General features: G+C 37.9%; 16 protein-coding genes. 11 read left to right on the top strand and 5 right to left on the bottom strand.

Translation table 11 applies throughout. From position 1 onward, the window contains the following. The first annotated feature begins 152 nt into the window (after positions 1–152). Both I593_RS18330 and I593_RS18325 read left to right on the top strand, forming a co-directional pair. Complete coding sequence (locus I593_RS18330; RefSeq protein WP_016165364.1) at positions 153–1262, top strand: NADH:flavin oxidoreductase/NADH oxidase; 1110 nt, start codon at positions 153–155, stop codon at positions 1260–1262. A gap of 114 nt (positions 1263–1376) precedes the next feature. Next, on the top strand, positions 1377–2303 hold the full coding sequence (locus I593_RS18325) for an AEC family transporter (RefSeq protein WP_016165363.1): 927 nt from the start codon (positions 1377–1379) through the stop codon (positions 2301–2303). A 77-nt stretch (positions 2304–2380) separates the two neighbouring features. On the opposite strand, the gene I593_RS18320 is transcribed toward I593_RS18325, so the two are convergent. Beyond that, a complete protein-coding gene (locus I593_RS18320; protein ID WP_016165362.1) occupies positions 2381–3199 on the bottom strand; it encodes a tetratricopeptide repeat protein in 819 nt (272 codons plus the stop codon). A 245-nt stretch (positions 3200–3444) separates the two neighbouring features. Further along, entirely contained in the window at positions 3445–3639 is a 195-nt protein-coding gene (locus tag I593_RS18315; RefSeq protein WP_016165361.1) for a hypothetical protein, read from the bottom strand. A gap of 467 nt (positions 3640–4106) precedes the next feature. On the opposite strand from I593_RS18315, the gene sbmA reads away from it, so the two are divergent. The 3 genes from sbmA to I593_RS18300 all read left to right on the top strand — a co-directional run bounded on the left by sbmA (position 4107) and on the right by I593_RS18300 (position 7781). Next, entirely contained in the window at positions 4107–5300 is a 1194-nt protein-coding gene (gene sbmA, locus I593_RS18310; RefSeq protein WP_016165360.1) for a peptide antibiotic transporter SbmA, read from the top strand. Between the two features lie 134 nt (positions 5301–5434). Then, positions 5435–6517: a DUF1176 domain-containing protein gene (locus tag I593_RS18305; protein WP_016165359.1), complete on the top strand. Its 1083-nt coding sequence runs from the start codon at positions 5435–5437 to the stop codon at positions 6515–6517. Positions 6518–6806: 289 nt separating this feature from the next. Continuing rightward, positions 6807–7781, top strand: coding sequence for a hypothetical protein (locus tag I593_RS18300; RefSeq protein WP_016165358.1), 975 nt, complete (start codon positions 6807–6809; stop codon positions 7779–7781). 342 nt (positions 7782–8123) lie between these two features. Here the strand turns inward: I593_RS18300 and I593_RS18295 are convergent, their stop codons facing one another. Further along, complete coding sequence (locus I593_RS18295) at positions 8124–8702, bottom strand: DJ-1/PfpI family protein (RefSeq protein WP_016165357.1); 579 nt, start codon at positions 8700–8702, stop codon at positions 8124–8126. 222 nt (positions 8703–8924) lie between these two features. Here I593_RS18295 and I593_RS18290 point away from each other — a divergent pair, with 222 nt between their 5' ends. Together I593_RS18290 and I593_RS18285 are read left to right on the top strand one after the other, a co-directional pair. Then, positions 8925–9407, top strand: coding sequence for a hypothetical protein (locus I593_RS18290; RefSeq protein ID WP_016165356.1), 483 nt, complete (start codon positions 8925–8927; stop codon positions 9405–9407). 134 nt (positions 9408–9541) lie between these two features. After that, positions 9542–10057 (top strand): hypothetical protein, encoded by a 516-nt coding sequence (locus I593_RS18285; protein WP_016165355.1) that lies wholly within the window; start codon positions 9542–9544, stop codon positions 10055–10057. A gap of 234 nt (positions 10058–10291) precedes the next feature. On the opposite strand, the gene I593_RS18280 is transcribed toward I593_RS18285, so the two are convergent. Beyond that, positions 10292–11443: an FRG domain-containing protein gene (locus I593_RS18280; RefSeq protein ID WP_016165354.1), complete on the bottom strand. Its 1152-nt coding sequence runs from the start codon at positions 11441–11443 to the stop codon at positions 10292–10294. A 248-nt stretch (positions 11444–11691) separates the two neighbouring features. Between I593_RS18280 and I593_RS18275 the strand changes: the two genes are divergently transcribed. Continuing rightward, a complete protein-coding gene (locus I593_RS18275) occupies positions 11692–12117 on the top strand; it encodes a hypothetical protein (protein ID WP_002121608.1) in 426 nt (141 codons plus the stop codon). Here the strand turns inward: I593_RS18275 and I593_RS18270 are convergent. Next, positions 12114–13139 (bottom strand): IS1595 family transposase, encoded by a 1026-nt coding sequence (locus tag I593_RS18270; protein WP_002121625.1) that lies wholly within the window; start codon positions 13137–13139, stop codon positions 12114–12116. The genes I593_RS18275 and I593_RS18270 overlap by 4 nt on opposite strands. A gap of 120 nt (positions 13140–13259) precedes the next feature. On the opposite strand from I593_RS18270, the gene I593_RS18265 reads away from it, so the two are divergent. The 3 genes from I593_RS18265 to I593_RS18255 are packed head-to-tail and all read left to right on the top strand — an operon-like array spanning position 13260 to position 18076. Further along, a complete protein-coding gene (locus tag I593_RS18265; protein WP_002121548.1) occupies positions 13260–13478 on the top strand; it encodes a DUF6471 domain-containing protein in 219 nt (72 codons plus the stop codon). A 31-nt stretch (positions 13479–13509) separates the two neighbouring features. Continuing rightward, positions 13510–15261, top strand: coding sequence for a site-specific DNA-methyltransferase (locus I593_RS18260; protein ID WP_016165353.1), 1752 nt, complete (start codon positions 13510–13512; stop codon positions 15259–15261). Continuing rightward, a complete protein-coding gene (locus I593_RS18255; protein WP_002121599.1) occupies positions 15239–18076 on the top strand; it encodes a DEAD/DEAH box helicase family protein in 2838 nt (945 codons plus the stop codon). Before I593_RS18260 ends, I593_RS18255 begins: the two co-directional genes overlap by 23 nt. The last annotated feature ends 9 nt before the right edge of the window (positions 18077–18085 follow it).

Below are 18085 nucleotides of genomic sequence, written 5' to 3'. Positions count from 1 at the left end.
GGGCTGAATAGAAGGGAATGCAAGTCTTTTCAAAATCAGATCGCTTTCTTTTTGGGGCTGGACGTCAAACAATAGATAAAAAGAGTATTTGCAGCCACGTCATAATCTGTATAACGTGATAAGTCACGGAAATTAGAATGATGAGGCCTTGTATGTCCCGCTTATTTCAGTCGATCCAATATGGTTCACTCTCTGTAAAAAATCGCATTGTGATTGCACCAATGTGTCAATATTCAGCCAATGATCAAGGTGTACTGAGTTATTGGCATGAGCAACAATGGGGCAACTATGCCTTATCTGGTGCGGGCTTATGTATTATTGAAGCAACAGCAGTGCAGCCTGAAGGGCGAATCAGTTTTGCAGATTTAGGCTTGTGGAATGATGCTCAGCGCGATCAAATGCAGCAGCTATTGAAAAAAGTGCGTTCAATCTCTCCCATGCCCTTCGCGATTCAATTGGCACATGCGGGTCGTAAGGCATCTACGGATAAGCCTTGGCTGGGTAGAGGACAAATTACACCAGAAGAAAAACATGGTTGGCAAACCGTTTCTGCCAGTGAGGTCGCATTTAATCCTAAAGATATTCCACCCCATGCCTTATCAGTTGCTGAACTTAAACAAGTGCAACAAGATTTTGCCCAAGCTGCAATTCGTGCCGTGGATGCAGGATTTGATTTAATCGAGTTACATGCTGCGCATGGTTATCTGTTGCATCAATTTATGTCACCACTGGCGAACCAACGTCAGGATGAATATGGGGGTGAATTTGAGAACCGTATTCGTATGACTTTGGAAACATTCCAAGCCGTGTTCGCTGCTGTTCCTGAAGGTTATCCAATTGGTGTGCGTCTTTCGGCTCAAGACTGGTTTGATGGGGGCTGGACGGTTGAAGAGTCGGTTGAATTGTCTAAACGTCTACAGCAATTGGGTGTTGCATATATTCATGTTTCCAGTGGTGGTTTACACGTGGAGCAGGCAATTCAGATAGGGGCAAATTATCAAGTGCCGTTTGCACATGCGGTAAAACAAGCGGTCGATATTCCTGTGATCGCCGTAGGGCTTATTACCGAGGCCCAACAAGCAGAACAGGTGTTGCAACATGAGCAAGCCGATGCTATCGGCTTAGCACGTGCAATGTTGTACGACCCGCGTTGGCCTTGGCATGCCGCAGCAGAATTGGGAGAAACTCTGGAAATTGCACCGCAATATCTGCGTTGTCAGCCACATGGTGTGAAGCAATTATTTAAGCCATTTTCCGAGTAAATTGCACTTTGATGGGATATTGAAGAAAACACGGTTAGTGATCAGACCATGATCATTACGTGAGTAAGCACAACGAGGAGCTATTTTGAAAAAGCATTGCCATGGAGCGCACTTGTGGTTTTAAGTATTATTTTACCGATTATCTTGTTGGTATTGCTTGGGTTCATCTGTGTGAAAGGTGGTTTAATTCTGTCTGAACAGATTAAAGCGCTGAGTGCTTTCGTCATTAAGATCGCATTGCCTGCATTTTTATTGCATGCCTTAGCCAGTCGTAACCTATCTGAAATCTGGCATCCTAGCTATTTTATCGCTTATGGCGGTGGTTCATTACTGCTGTTCGTTTGTGCTTTTGTTTTATATCGGCATTATTTCCAACATCGCTTAACTGCTTCGGCAGTCATGGCGATGGGAGCATCGATGTCGAATACTGGTTTTATCGGTACCGCAATTTTGACCATGTTGATTGGTCAACATGCTGCAATCTATATTTCTCTGACTTTGATTATTGAAAATCTACTGATTGTCGCTTTGGTATTAATGATTGCTGAGGTGGGATTACAGCAGCAGGGGAGTTTTAAACAGGTTGCGATACCCACTTTAATTAATCTGCTGAAAAACCCAGTCATTTTAGCCATTATTTTGGGCATGGGCTGTGTGCTGTTGAATCTAAAATTACCCGCTGCTATCGATCAGATTTTAGCGATGCTAGGGAAGACGGCATCACCACTGGCGCTATTTGTGATTGGTGGGAGTTTGGTGGGGATAGGTCTAAAAGCCATTGATATACAGAGCCTTGTTTTGGTTTTTTTAAAAATCATCCTCATGCCATTGACCATTTTTCTCCTATTTTCTGTACTGCCGAATGTCAGTCAGGAAATGTTGTATGCAGGAACTTTATTGGCTGCATTACCGATGCCCATCGCATTTGGCATATTTGGACAGACTTATGGACTAAATGAAAAAGCACTTACGCCTTTAATGCTCAGTACAATTTTAGGGTTTGGAGTTGTGAGTAGTTTGATTGCATTTTGGTGGGGATAAGTTTCAATCTTTCGACCCAAAAGAATGCCCATCTTTTTAGATGGGCATTTTCTATACCAACAAGTGATCGGGATAAATTAGCTTTTTTTCGCGGCTTTAGTTGAAGATGCAGTTGATGCTTTCGCCTGTTCAGCCATCATTTTCTCAACCACAGCTAATGATTCTTGAGCTTGTGGTACATTTTCTTTCGCAAGCGCCGTGAAGATTTTTTTCGCTTCAGGCAAGTTTTGCGGCACGATATTACCATTGGTAAACATGTTGCCTACCGCCATCAATGCAGGAATATAGCCTTTTTGCGCCAAGGTTTGAATACTGGCTAGACCTTGCTTGATTGGAGCTTCATCTTTGTTCTTGAAACCAGTGCTAATGTCATACAAGGCTTTCGCATGAATTGCTTGGAAATTTCCTTTTTTAACTAAAGGATCAAGCTTTTGTAATGCCAGTTTGTCTGAGGCAGGATTGTTTTCTGCAAAAAGTAAAACGGCTAGGTCGACTGTTGCATCGCTAAAACCCTTAGCAGAGGCTTTTTCAAAATATTGTTTGGCTTTCGATGTATCTTGTTTTAAACCCAAAGAACCTGCTAAATAATTTTTACCCAGCACATAGTCTGCAACAGGATAACCTTTACTGGCCGATTGTTCATAAAGCTGAATGGCTTTCTTTTCATCTTTGGTTGTCCCTTGTCCAACTTGGGTTAAATAGCCTAAATTGTAGAGGGCTTGGGGATTGCCTGCTTTGCCGAGTTTTTCTAATGCTTGATAGGCACCTGTCATATTGTTGGCTTTGACCATGGCTTCAACTTCAGCAAAAGCTGGATCGACTGTCGCAGGTTTGCTTTCGGCAAATGCGAATTGTGCGGACATCGCGATTAAGCTAGCAAGAATTATTTTTTTCATCTTTCAAAAACCTTGTGGGACATTCACACAATTCCATCTGTGTGTGGAGTAAAGAAACAAATACATAATAAGTTGAATTGACCGAATGTAAATATAGCATTTGTGTTTTGCTGAAAATTATTGTTATCGATTTAGGGATCTTTATCCATGCTTTAATTTGCTTGATTAAAGCTTGCGGAAATCATTACTCCATATACCTGATATGGAGCGTTATATAAGCAAAACTCATGAATCCTGAAAAAATTTTAGAGTTTACGCCAAATGATATCTTCATCATTTAAATCTACAGTAAAACTAAATTTGGCATCATCACTGACCAATAAAGAGTTGGGTGTTTTTAATAAGACTTTAAGAACAGTGCCTTCTTCAAAGAATTTTGCCGTGTGGTTTTCTTTTTCTAGGGTAATCGGTTTAATGAGTTCGATTACAAATGATTCCATATTATTCTCCTTTTGAATTTAGTTAATTTTATGGCACCAGAGTAGCATTATTCCTTTTTGACATAGATTGCTCTGTATCAGAAATACAAAATATTCGATGGAATAACAATAAGAAAATGTTATTGATCTTGATAAAAATCAAAAGTCTATTCTATGTCTGTCTGATTTTTCTGTAAAACCAACATAAAAGCAATATAGGGTGGCTTATCCACTGAGAATAGAATATTTATGTAAAAGAATTTGGGCGCATAGTCGGAATTCTTATATTTCAGTGCGAACACAATAAACGTGAAAAATTATGAGATAGATTTAATAGATCAACACAGTAAATGAGAATTGTTTTCATAAACAAGTGTTTATCATCGAAAAAGGTACAAATATCTGTAAAAGTTCGTACCATAAATTACAAAATTAGGATTAGTATTCCAAGGATATTCATTCAAACAACTCAAGGATTTTCGGGTTCAATGTTTAAATCATTTTTTCCAAATCCCAAATGGTTTTTTATTTCGGTGTTGCTCTGGTCTGTGCTTAATATGACTTTATGGTACACAGGTGGAAATACATGGGGAAGTGCCATTGGATGGCCACAGGGATATACAAATGCAGAGTTACCTGTAGGCGTGAGTCGTTTTTGGTCACCTTCATTTTTATGGTTTTATGTCTGGTTCTTTATCTCAACGGCATTCTTTGCTTTGTTCTGGAAGTTTTTTTCCGACAATAAGTGGCAACGTTGGTCGATTTGGGGCTCTGCTTTTATTTTGTTTAACATCTGGTTTGGCGTACAGGTCAGTGTTGCAATCAACGCTTGGTATGGCCCATTTTGGGACTTAATCCAAAATATGTTGGGCAAAGGTGGCGATATTAAAGACTTATATATGGGCACCTTAACCTTTCTCTACATTGCGATGGTCGCAGTAACGTTTGCTGTGATTAATGCTTTCTTTACCAGTCACTATGTATTCCGTTGGCGTACAGCGATGAACGAATACTATACGGAACGTTGGGAAAAACTGCGCCAAGTTGAAGGTGCTTCGCAGCGTGTGCAAGAAGACACCATGCGTTTTGCCACCATTATGGAAGATTTGGGGGTAGAGCTGATTAAAGCCATTATGATTTTGGTCGCTTTCTTGCCTATTTTATTTGATCTGTCCAAACATGTGCCTGTATTACCGATAGTGGGAGAAGTGCAACATTCATTGGTCTGGGCATCTATTATTTGGGCGATTTTTGGTACCGTATTATTGATGGTTGTAGGGAATAAGCTGCCAGGTTTGGAATTTAATAATCAGAAAGTGGAAGCAGCATATCGTAAAGAATTGGTCTATGGAGAAGATCATGCAGATCGTGCGCAGCCTGCAACCTTAGCCGAACTTTTTAGTCGTGTGCGCAAAAACTATTTCCGTCTGTATTTTCATTATGCCTATTTTAACTTGGTAGCAACTTGGTACCGACAACTTGATATTTTATATAGCTTAGTGGTGCTATTCCCATCTATTGCAGCGGGGAAAATGACCTTAGGTTTGGTCAATCAGATTGGGAATGTTTTTGATAAAGTTCGTGAATCTTTCCAATATTTAATTATGTCTTGGAAAACCATTATTGAACTGTTGTCCATTTACAAACGTTTGAAAGCCTTTGAATCGATTTTAGATGAATAATTGAGCGGTTTATCGAATGAAAAACCTGCATTTTTGCAGGTTTTTTTCACTTGGAAAGTAATGCCATTTTGTTCAAATACCTGAAAAGCGTTAAACTAAAAATAATGATGACAATAAATAACAGTGCCTTCCTGATGAAATTTATCCCTTATTTTATTTCCACCACCTGTCTCGCCGTATTCAGTACAGCCATTTTGGCGCAAGATATTAAAGGAACATCCTTTTCTCATGAGGACTGGGAACTTTATTGTAGCAATACAGGTACATGCCGTGCGGCAGGTTACCAAAATGATGATTTCAGTCAATCTGAACCCGCATCAATACTTTTGACGCGTCACGCAGGTGCGAAGCAAGCAGTAACCGCAGAATTTGCTTTAGCCAGTTTTGAAGAAGAAGAATTGCCTGTGTCTAAGGTTCGGAATATTCATTTTTTTGTGAATAATCGGGATTTAGGTATGGTGAGTGTGGAGGGCAATCAACTTCCTTTAATGGGTGTGCTATCTAAGTCCCAAGTGAATGCTTTATTAGAAGTTGCGGCTCAAAATGTCAAAATTGAGTTTAAGCATCAGGATTTACATTGGCAAATTTCAGACAAAGGCATGACCGCAACGTTGCTCAAAATGGATGATTTTCAAAAGCGGCTGAATACAAAGGATGCTTTGATTAAAAAAGGGAGCAATAGTGAAGCAAGTGTTTTAGCTGCTATCCCCAAATTCGTAGTGAAACAAGTGAAGACGGCAAATCAACCCTATCGGATTTTAGAGCCAACTCAAGCACCCTATCAAACTTTGCATAAAACGTTGATGTCATCGCAACCTAAAACTGAGGACATGGGTGAAGGGTTTTGTGAAGGAGTCTATACAGGTGAGGGACAGGAGGCGCAACCAATTCAACTGTATAAACTGAGTGGACAAAAGGTATTGGCCTCAACGCTATGCTGGCGTGCCGCTTATAATGAAGGTTATGGCATGTGGGTATTAGATGCTTCCCTTAAAGGTCCTGCAACTTTTATTACTGAAACTGCGTCAGATTTTTCGGAGGGCCATATTTATAGTGGGCAAAAAGGGCGAGGCATTGGTGACTGTTGGGCAATTGCAGAATGGGTGTGGAATGGGCAACAGTTTGTGCAAACGGTGGACCGTTGGACAGGCATGTGTAAAGGTTTAGCTGCGGGAGGCGTGTGGGAATTAGATAAAATTGAAGCAGTAGTCAAGTAGTTGGTCGATCATCATGTATTGAAGCTTGGGCAGGTGAGTTTATTTTTATCTAACTGATATAAAAATATTTTTTATAAATCCATTTCCGTAGAGTCTACTTAAGAAAATTGTGTTAATTGATACAATCAAAAAGTTAAAAGTATAAATTATTTAACATTAAATATAGTTTGCTTGATCTGGTTTTCAATAAAAACAAAAAATGAATATTAAAATCAGTAACCTATGGTTTGTTATTTTATGTAATTTACGATATTTTTAAATAATAAAATAATTTATTGAGAACGACGACGTGAATTTAAAACAATTTATTTTCATTGGGGCGATGGGAATGACTTTACAGGGATGTAACCACATCAGTAATTTCAGTACCGATTCCATCAATAAATATGCTACTCCACAAGCTTTAATTGACCAGAAAAAATTGAATGCTGCGAATGGTGGTGCGAAAGAATATGTTTATGATTGGGGACAACAACAAAAAAGCACAGAACCTCAGGCACTCTATCCACGTAAGTATTTAGGGAGTTATTGTCATGCTAAAGGTGGAAAATTTGGTTTGCTGTATAAAAGTAATTTGCATTTAGTCAAAGATCAGGCCCAAAAAAAGCGGTTGATGGCAAATGGTAATGTGAAACAGGGCATAGGTGCTTATGAGTGCGTATTGCCAGATGAACGTTGGATTGTTTCGATTGAACCGACAGCAGAAGGAAAGTTGGAAAGCAATCTTTCTGCGCGCGCTGTGAGCTTACAAACCCGTATGTTGAGTGCAGATGAAGCTCATCAATGGTATAAAAATATAGGGGGAAATTCGACTGAGAAGAAAACAACAAAAAATGCCGTAACGACAAAAAACAGTAAAATTGAAATAGCCAAAGAACCTGATAATAAAAAAGATACTGAGAAAAAGAAAGAAAGCAAACCTACTGTGGAAACTTCACAAAATGTAACTGCTCCAGTGGTTGAAACGCCCCAACAACAGCAGCTCAAAGCTTATGTCACTGCTCGTCGAGATTTAAGCAAAGGTACGAATAAGCTAAACGCATGTAACAGTGCACAACGTGCCTATAACTATGGAAAATTGGCAGGAACAAATGCTAGTGTATATATCGATTCAGGTATGTTGGTTGCCCGTTGTTTGACCAGTGTGCCTGCTTATAGCAGCCGTTTTTCTAACCCGAAAGGGCAAGCCAATAAAATTTTGCAAAATCTTGCGAGTAATTATAACCATGCAGGTGCAAAACGTATGTTGAAACAAGGGCAATAGGCGGTTGAAGGTTAAGCTAAAGTAGATTATTAGACTGAAGTATCATCACTGAATACAGTAAAGAAATAGTTGTTAGAATGCATAAAAAATGCTGAACAGTTAGGAAAATTCAATTTATTTTGAGGTGGCTTAATAATCGTAATTTTCCCCCTTTCTGTTAGGGAGATTGGCCATCCAACACCTTAAAAATGCATACCTTATTATAAAATCAAGAGGGCTATTTTTATTGGTGCTGGAATAAGTTCACGACTATACATCATCAGTTATTTTGGACGAAATAGCTACTTTCGCATTGTGTTCTATAGTCCGCCTAGAACACAACACTACTCGCTAGATAATTTTTTAAATCTGAATGCTTGCCCCTAAAACTTTTACAAACTGTGCCAACCAAGCAGGGTGTGCAGGCCAAGCAGGTGCTGTGACCAAATGTCCATCCGTTACTGCTTCCGTGACTGCAATATCAGCATACTTTCCGCCCGCCAGTTTTACTTCTGCTGCACACGCAGGGTAGGCAGAACAGGTACGACCTTGCAGCACATTGGCAGCGGCCAGAATCTGTGCACCGTGACATACCGCAGCAATCGGTTTCTTTGCTGTATCAAATTCTTGCACAATTTCAATTACACGGGCATTCATGCGTAAATATTCGGGTGCGCGTCCTCCTGGAACGACTAAGCCAATATAGTCTGCGGTATTCACGACATCAAAATCATGGTTGATGGCAAAGTTGTGTCCACGCTTTTCGCTGTAGGTTTGTTCCCCTTCAAAGTCATGAATCGCTGTGGCAATACTGTCGCCCGATTTTTTGTCTGGACAGACTGCATGTACGGTATAACCGAGTCCTGTTAAAAACTGGAAAGGCACCATAGTTTCGTAATCTTCAGCATAGTCACCGACCAGCATGAGAATTTGTTTGGACATGATTTTTCTCTCTATGTTGTTATGTCTGGAATTATTCTGCTTCACCATAGCATAGCCCGATGAGCAGTTTAAGCCATGCTTTGTTGTCTTTAGTCGTAATGAATGATGAGTAAGGGACACAGGAAATAAAAGAGACTGAATGATTAAGATTATCAGTGGTTTTAGACTAGATCTGCATTAAAATGCTGGGCTGTCTTATAGCAATAACAATGGAGAATAAAGATGAAGGTAAAAAATTGGGGTTCAAAAAGTTTACTGTGGCTGACTATTGGTTTTTCTTCAATGACGATGGCAGCGGACATGGCAACTTATCGAGGAATGGGCACTGCGAAACAAGATTTTCCAACCTTTAAAACTTTACAAGCAGGTGGTTTTATTGCCAAGAAACCTGAAGTTTCCCGTTATGACTATAACGATGTGTTTAGCATTAAAAAACCACTCAAGTTTATGGGGCAAAGCGTGGTCGCGGTGTCAGATGAATATATGTCTGAATATGTGGGCTGTTGTGTCAGTGAAGGTTGGGGTGCTGTATTGAGCAAGACTTCGGATTTAGATGCACTGCAACAATTTGCTAAAAAGAATCAATGTACTTTAGCAGCGAGAGCAAAGGATGAGACTGATTATTATAGCCACAGTCTGAAAAGACGTCCGCAAGCTGAATATTATGAACTGTCTTGTCGAGAGCGAGATTTAGCGCAATATTAAATCATGTTTGATCAGGTTGTGGATGCCTCTCGGTGAGTTGGATTAACTCAGTACCCCACGAGATACAGAGTCATAACAACCAATGCTAAAGTCCTGTGCTACAAAGAAGCCAATCAGTTATTGGAATTCAGCAGATGTCTGTTCAGCTTGTGAAAACTCTGGGGAAATGGTCGGGTCTTGGGCGTGCGGTGTTGTTGGCAGCCACAGTTTTGGGTGCAACGCAAATGAGTATGGCGAGTAGTACGGTGGATCAACTGAGTGACTGTTTAGTGAAATCGACCACGGCGACCGATAAAACTGCGGTGTTGCAGTGGACATTTGTGGCGTTATCGACACATCCTGATTTAAAACAGTTTAGTCAGGTCACGGAAGATCAGAAAACGGCACTAGATAAAAACGTGGCGCAGGTGTTACAGCGTATTTTGGTCGAGCAATGTTCGGCACAAACCAAAGCCGTGATTCAGGCGGATGGTATTCAAGCCGTAGGTGAAAGTTTTCAGCAGTTGGGACAGATTACAGGCGAGGAAATTGTAAAGAATACCGAAGTAAAGCAGCAGTTGAATGGTTTGTTGCGTTATGTGGATTTGAACAAGATGGTGACAACGTTTTTAACGCCTGAGATTTGGAATAAGTTGGGTGTGGTGAGGTAGTTTTACTTCTCTCAAACCCTCACTTGCGCTTCGCTTTAAAGTAGTGTTTTAAAACTTGCTCAGGAGAGGGAATTTTAATACTAAATTTGAGAATGCATTAGACTTGAAATGAAAGCACCTTATTCTTATAGGAGAAGTTAGACATAAGGTGGAGGAATTCACATATAGGATGACTTAGAGTGCTGGATACGTCTTAAGTTATCGAAGTTGGTAATTGAATATATTTTTTGATGGCTATATTTTGAAATTTTCTAACCTATTCTTTATATATTTTGCAGAGTTATCAATGCTTGGATAGACAGTTCTTTGATTTATTTTTAGTAAATCAAGCTCTTCTAATATTTTCTCTTTATCATCTTTCTTAATTCTAATTCTATGTACCGTAAAGTCATCATTACCATTTTCAGGTAATTCTTGTGCATCAAGTCCATAAATCAGAAAAGAACCAGATTGAGCAATAATCCTTTCTTGATTTAATCTGCCTTTTACGCAGAAGATGTTTTTAAGATCCTTAATTTCTATTCTAGGCTTGAAATATGGTTTTTCATTCAATATACAATGTAGATACTGTTCATATACTTTTTCGTTAAGATCAGTATGATCTAACAAAGTCTTGGATGGATCATTTTTTTGGCATTTTACAATATATTGAGCTAATAGATCTTTTTGACTTGCTGTAAGTTTTGCTAAGTTAGTTAAGCAAGATATTTTATCTGAGTCATAGAAACATATATCTGATTTTTTTACCGAAATTAAAAGAACTTCTCCATCTTCATCATTCTTTAAATTTTCACATGCAAAATATAATGCTGTTAAAGGATTACCTGATATATCAAGCATTCTAGTGGGCATTCCGTAATGTTGCATACGAGTTAATATATCAAATCCACTAATATCATTACTAAATGACAGAGGTTCTGTAGTTAACAATTCTCGAAATAAAAGATGCTCACCTTCTAAATAGACTTTTCCTTTGCCTTTTGGATCTTCACGCAATAAAGAGGGTAACAACTCATAGGAAAATTTCCCATGTCCTCTATAAAACACTTCCCTATTTTCATTTTTATTATTAATTATTTCATTAATTTCTATAACTTTATTTATAAAATCCGGTACATCTGAGATATATGGCGGTATAACAGTAAGTTGGGCTTCTACACTAAAACCAGTATTAATCGTGGCATTTAGATGACCGATAATTTGAGGTGGGTTGATTAGGTCAATATTTTGATTTGGGAAGGTCGTTTTGATGGTTTCTAAATTTTCAAAAATATTGAGAGGGGCTAAATTTACGAATAAATCAGAATTTTTAATAGCCCAATGGGTTCTTGTTTTTTCCCATCCATCAAAATTAAGTGCTTTTTCTAATTCATGTAAATCACACACATCTACGAATTTCGTTAGTTTACTATATGAAGTTACGAGTATTTTTTCTGAAATTAATTTTAAAGTTGCTGTGATAGTATTCTTATTGGTATTTAACCTAACATCTTGTAATTCAGCTATTGCAATAAAGTCCTTGAAGTTTTCAAAACAAATGATGCAGGGAAAATTACGCTATTATGTAGCAACAGCACAATAAATAGAGTGATTCGCCATTTAAAATAATTCCTTTACACATAAGGAAAGGGATTATGGCTGAATCACATATCGTATCAGGATTAACTAAAAAACGTGCGGAATTGCTTGGTCAAATTGAAGCACATCAAAAAGAAATTCAACGTATCTCTGAAATGCTACTGCATGTAGATCACACTATTAAGTTATTTTCACCTGAATTTGATCTAAGAAGCGTTAAATCTAAGCGTACAAATCAAAGAAACCCTTATTTTGGAAGAGGTGAACTACAGTCATTAGTCTTAACTTGCTTGCGTGAAGCAAAAGAGCCAATGAACTACAAAGATTTAATGATGAAAGTTTTGGACATTAAAGGCATAGATTCATCTGTAGGCAATGATATTTCACCTAGCTTCATCAAAGTGCTGAACCGATTAAGAGATAAAGGTATTATTATAGCCCATAGCAATCATCGTCCTCATTTGTGGGGCATAGCGGATTAGCAGACTAAACGCTCTGATTTACGCTTATTGCCCTGCCAATAGCCACACCAATCTTTATGTGTTCGAGTTTGAGCGCATTTCATTAAAATATCAGTAAAGATTTCACCATTCGACCATCTACGAGTATCTTCACGATAAGCAGCTTCATTGGCATAGTTGGCAAGGTACATCACACCAAACTTGTGCATCTGCCCTAACTGCATACGTCTGAACCGACTAAAATAGCTTTCAGCAAGATTATTGGTCACACCATCTTTAGAACGGTATTCATATTGATGATTGACACGCTTAGTCGTGAAACGAGCATTTAGTGTATCGTATGCGGTACTTTCATCTGCATGGATTGTTGAGCCGTGTTTGATATGCTGATTGGCAAGATGATTAATGTCTTTTTGGTTTTCACTATAAACTACATAAGTTTTGGTTTTATCAGCACCTTGTAGATTACTGTTCATTGCTTTTTGGCGTAGTACCACAATGCACCGTTTATTTGGATTTTGATATTCAGCCTTGCGCCGATCTACACGGTCATCCTTGTGGTTTTTAGGGCGTACATAGCCATTTACATACGCACCATCCATGTGAACATCACCTGATAGTAATTCATCGTCACGCTGATCTATAAGGCTTTCACGGATTTTATGTGCCAATACAAAAGCAGTCTTATACTGAACACCTAAATCCCGACCTAACTGCAAAGCAGATAAGCCTTTTACAGCGTTAGAGTAAATGGCAATAGCAGCTAAATAGATTTTGAGTGGTAGTTTGTGAAAGGCAAAGATCGTACCTGATGTTACGCTGAACGTATGATTACAGCACTTGCAACGCCATTGCTTGCGTCCACGTATGAAATAGTGATGATCTTGGGTATCGCAATGAGGGCATATCGGTTGTTCTTTTCCCCACCGCATTTCTTTGAACAATAAGAAAGCTTGTTCATGGGTGATTTGCATAATTTCATATACAGATAAAGTACGAGCCTTTGCTGATAGTAGGAAATGTTGCTTAGATTCTTTTTTCATAAAATCACCCATCACAAACAAGATATGCTTAATATATTGTAATAGTTTTAATCATCAAATATAATGATTTAAAATATTATAGCGACATGCTATGTCGTTTATCTTTTATGAGGTCAAACCGTGAGTGACGATGAATGGAAAGACTATGCCAAAGGCTTAATTAAGGCAGAAATTGCCCGAAAAAATATAAGCCTGATTGATCTATCCAAAAAGCTTGAAGCAATGGGTATATCAGAAACACCACAAAACATTAGCAACAAGATCAATCGTGGTACGTTTGGGGCAATATTTATGCTTCAAATACTTAAAGCGATTGATTGTAAAGAAATTCGACTATAACCACTTACCAAACCTAAATAGGATATTCTTAATGTCTGATAATTCACTGAAAAAAGGCAGATACACACGCCATAGCAATAAAATTGGGCTTTACTCCACAAGCCATGATCGAATTGGTTTTTTAAATAATAATAACGATGTGGTTTTAAGCTTCCCTTTTAAAGATACTGTGCTTGAAGCAGGTATGAGTAAAGAGGATTCAGGGCGTGAAGAACGCTTTTTACATCAAGAAATTGATGGAAAAGATATTGATACGTTATTTGAGCCAAAAGCATTGACTAATTTTCAATATTATTCGCACCCTTGCACAGCACAGCACACAGTAGACGAATCTGAAACTAAAATAAATTTTTTTGATCAAAATGGTGAATTACAACAAAACCTTTTAATTAAAGGTAATAACCTACTCGCTTTGCATTCTTTGAAGCAACGATTTTCTAATGCAGTAAAATGTATATTCATTGACCCACCTTATTATTTTATAGATACAAAACCTGCGGACACTTTTGCATATAATTCAAACTTTAAATTATCCTCTTGGTTGGTTTTTATGAAAAATCGCCTTGAAATTGCTAGAGAGTTTTTAAAAGAAAACGGCATTATTTTCATCACTATTTCAGATGATGGCGCACATTACCTAAAGGTATTAGCAGATGATATTTTTGGACGGGAAAATTTTATTGCGGATGTAATTTGGCAATCAAGAAAATCTATTTCTAGTGATGGTTTATTATCTATTTCAAGCACACACGTTCTTACATACGCTAAAGACAAAACAGCAATCAATAAGGCTCATTTTAAATTAGCCTTGGATATAGAGGGTTTTGATCTTGAGGATGAACTAGGTAAATACAAAATTGAACCATTTGATGCTCCTAATGTCCGTGAAAATTTAGAATATAAGATTACCAATCCTAATAATGGAGATGTTTATACGCCACCTAAAGGTCGTCATTGGCGTACAACAGAAAAAGAATACCTCAGTTTACTTGAAAGAAATCGCATTCAATTTGGTTCAAAGGGCTTAACTAAACCACAATTAAAAGTATATTTAGAAGATGCTATTGAAGCAGGTAAAGGAAAAGCTGCATCAACACTTTGGTCTGATGTAACACCTGATACAATTTTATGGACTTCTACTGATACCACCACAAACGCAACAAAGCACCAACAAGCCATGTTTGGTGATGTTGTATTTGAGAACCCAAAACCTGAAAATCTAATTCAACGTGCAATAGAACTATCAACTGATGAAAATGACATCGTTCTAGACTACCATTTAGGTTCAGGAACAACATGTGCTGTCGCTCACAAGATGGGACGCAGATGGATTGGTATTGAGCAAATGGACTACATCGAAGATATAACCAAAGCTCGCTTACTGAAAGTCCTTGAGGGTGAACAAGGTGGTATTTCTAAATCGGTGGATTGGCAAGGTGGTGGTTCATTTGTTTATTTTGAGCTAAAAAAATATAACCAAGATTTTTTAAATCAAATTATGGCAGCGAATAGCAAAGGCGAATTGGATGAAGTCTATGCTGATATGGCTAAAAATGCCTTTCTAAAATTTTGGTTTGATAAAAATGAGTTTGAAAAGGACGAAAACTTCCGTTCCCTTGACTTAGATCAACGCAAGGAATTGTTGATTAGCATTTTGGATGAAAACCAATTGTTTCTTAACCATGCTGATATGCGTGACAGTCGTTACCATGTTTCAGAAGAAGAAATGAATTTAACCGATTTATTCTATGGTGCTAAAAATGACAAAACGTGTAAAAAATAAAGTTAAAGATACGCTAGACCAATTTTTATTTAGTCAAATTGAATCTAACCCTGAATATCAGGAATGGGTGCAAGATTACAAACTCCCGACTTATATAACTGATAACATCTCAAAGACATTACGTGATTATCAAGAAGTTGCGATCAAGCATTTTATTTGGTTATTTGAGCAAGACCCAGACAAAGCAAAGCATCTACTTTTTAACCTAGCGACAGGGACGGGTAAAACGCTCACGATGGCTGCTGCTATTCTGTATCTATATCAAAAAGGCTACCGCAATTTTGTGTTCTTGGTACACCAATTGCAAATTAAGAATCAGGCGGTAAAAAACTTCACCGATTATAAATTTGACAAGTATTTATTTAATCCTAAAGGGGTTAAATTAAATGGTAAAACTATTCATATCCGTGCGATTGATCGCTTTCAAGATGCCCAAAAAGATGCGATTAACTTCATGTTTTTCAGCACAGCACTGTTATATAATCGCCTGACAGAAGACAAGGAAAATAGCTTAACTGCTCAAGATTTTGCGGATAATGCTGTTGTGGTGATTGCCGATGAAGCACACCGTTTAAACGTAGATACACGTAAAAAACTCAAGAAAACCGATGAAGAAGATATTCGCAATTGGGAAACGGCTGTTCAATCGGCAATCTATGCTCGTCCCGATAATTTACTGTTAGAGTTTACCGCTACCGTAGATTTAGAAAACCCTCTCATCCATAAAAAATATCGTGATAAGTTGATTCATCGTTACGATTTTCTGCAATTCAATAAGGATGGATACAGCAAGGAAGTCGGCTTCCTTTATAACGAAGAAACGCAGATTGAAGATCAAAAGCGTTTATTGGTCATCAATGCGGTTGTGATGAGTGAATACCGCAGATTACTTGCTGATCGTGAAATGAATGTTGAGATTAATCCGATTATTTTGATTAAATCCACTAAAATTGCTAAGAGTGAGGAAGATCGGGAGTTTTTCCATAAAGTAATTAGTTCACTCAAAATAAGTGACTTAGATCATTTAAAAAACTTAAGTTCAGGCACACAGCAATCACTCATAGAAGAAGATCGAAACCGATTTATCTCTCAAATGTTTAGTTGGCTTGGTTCACGAAAATCAGGGCTGGTATCCTCTCAAGACCCTAATGGCTTAAATGCGTTTATTGCTGAAATTAAAATGCGTTTTCGTGAAGATAACAGCATGCCGTATAACAGTAAGGAGAAGGAGAAAGCATATCTACTTCCTCATTTAGATAGTAAAAGAAATGTCATTCGAGCAATTTTTTCTGTTAATGCACTCAATGAGGGATGGGATGTATTAAGCCTGTACGACATCATTCATTTTGATATTTCAGAGTCTAAAAAAGTATCACTACAAGATATTCAGTTGATTGGTCGTGGTGCAAGATTGTGTCCATACAAACTGCCAAGAGCTTATAAGATTTCTCAAATTGGAGGGTTATTTGATGAAGAACATAGTTATGAGTTCGACCCATTCAAACGTAAATTTGATAATGCACCTCATGAGCATGGGCGTATTTTGGAAACTTTCTTCTACCACTTTGTTAAAACAGGCACGTTCTTAGATAACTTGCAATATGCCTTACTCGATGAGGGAATTGTCAATAAAAGTATGGAAAAACGGACGATTAAACTCAAGTCCGAATTCCTCAATAGTGAAACCTATAGAAAAGGTTTTGTATTGGTTAATCAACAACTACACCGCAGTAAAACAACGGATACAGAAATTGATGCTACTTTTAGGAGGGAAATCAAAGCAAGTACCTACCGACTTTATACAAGAAGCTTAACGGATAAAGAGCAAAATAGTATTCAGGCAGGGATTCAGTATAAAACCATTCATTTAACGGATGAATACTTTTCACCGTTTATTATCCGTAAGGCATTAATGTCATCAGAAAATAATTTCTTTCGATTTAACCATCTGAAAAATCATATTGTTGGGATAGAGAGCATTGATGAGTTGATTGAAAAATATCTACCTTTATATGAGATTAAATATTCGTATTCGGAAGGTAAGGATATTGATCAACTTGAAGCCCATGAAAAACTGCAATTATTGGTCGGTGTGATTCTACCCGAAGTGCGTAAAGCCATAGATCGGCACATGCCACAAATTACAGGAAGTCATATTTTTAGACCAAAATCACTGTCGTCTATCTTTCAGCAAGAAAAGAACATCTACTTGGTTTCATTCCCTATCCAAGATTTAGATGGTGAAACAAGTGATCATGCACCTGATGAACGTGCAAAACCACAGTCAAGCCATGACAACCCCGATCTACAGTTTGATGTTGAAACTGCCGATTGGTACGCCTACAGTGAGAACTATGGCACAAGCGAAGAAAAACGCTTTGTTAAGTTTGTTGCAACTCAGATTGAAGAGCTTAAATCACGCTACAAGGGTGCAGAAATTTACTTGATACGCAATGAACTGGACTATTGGTTGTTTAGTCCTAAAGATGGTCGAAGGTTCAGCCCTGACTATATGCTGATCATTAATGATGCTGAAAATGGCGAAATGTACTATCAATGCCTAATTGAGCCTAAAGGCGGTCATTTACTTGAAAAGGATGCTTGGAAAGAGGAAGTATTGATAAGTTTGGACGATGAAAGCCAAATTGTTTTTGACGCAGAACAAGATGATTCAAAAAACTATGTTGAGTTCTTAAATGAAGTCAAATCGCATGGTTATAAAGAGGTCAAGTGTTTAGGCTTTAAATTCTACAATACAGAACCACGCACTGAATCAGAGTTTGCCATTGATTTCCAAACAAGAATGCCGAGTTAATCTCGGCTT

It is taken from the genome of Acinetobacter tandoii DSM 14970 = CIP 107469 (assembly GCF_000400735.1).
GTDB classification, from domain to species: Bacteria; Pseudomonadota; Gammaproteobacteria; order Pseudomonadales; family Moraxellaceae; genus Acinetobacter; species Acinetobacter tandoii.
The sequence above is the reverse complement of the archived record's forward strand: the minus strand, read 5'-3'. Positions and strand labels throughout refer to the sequence as shown.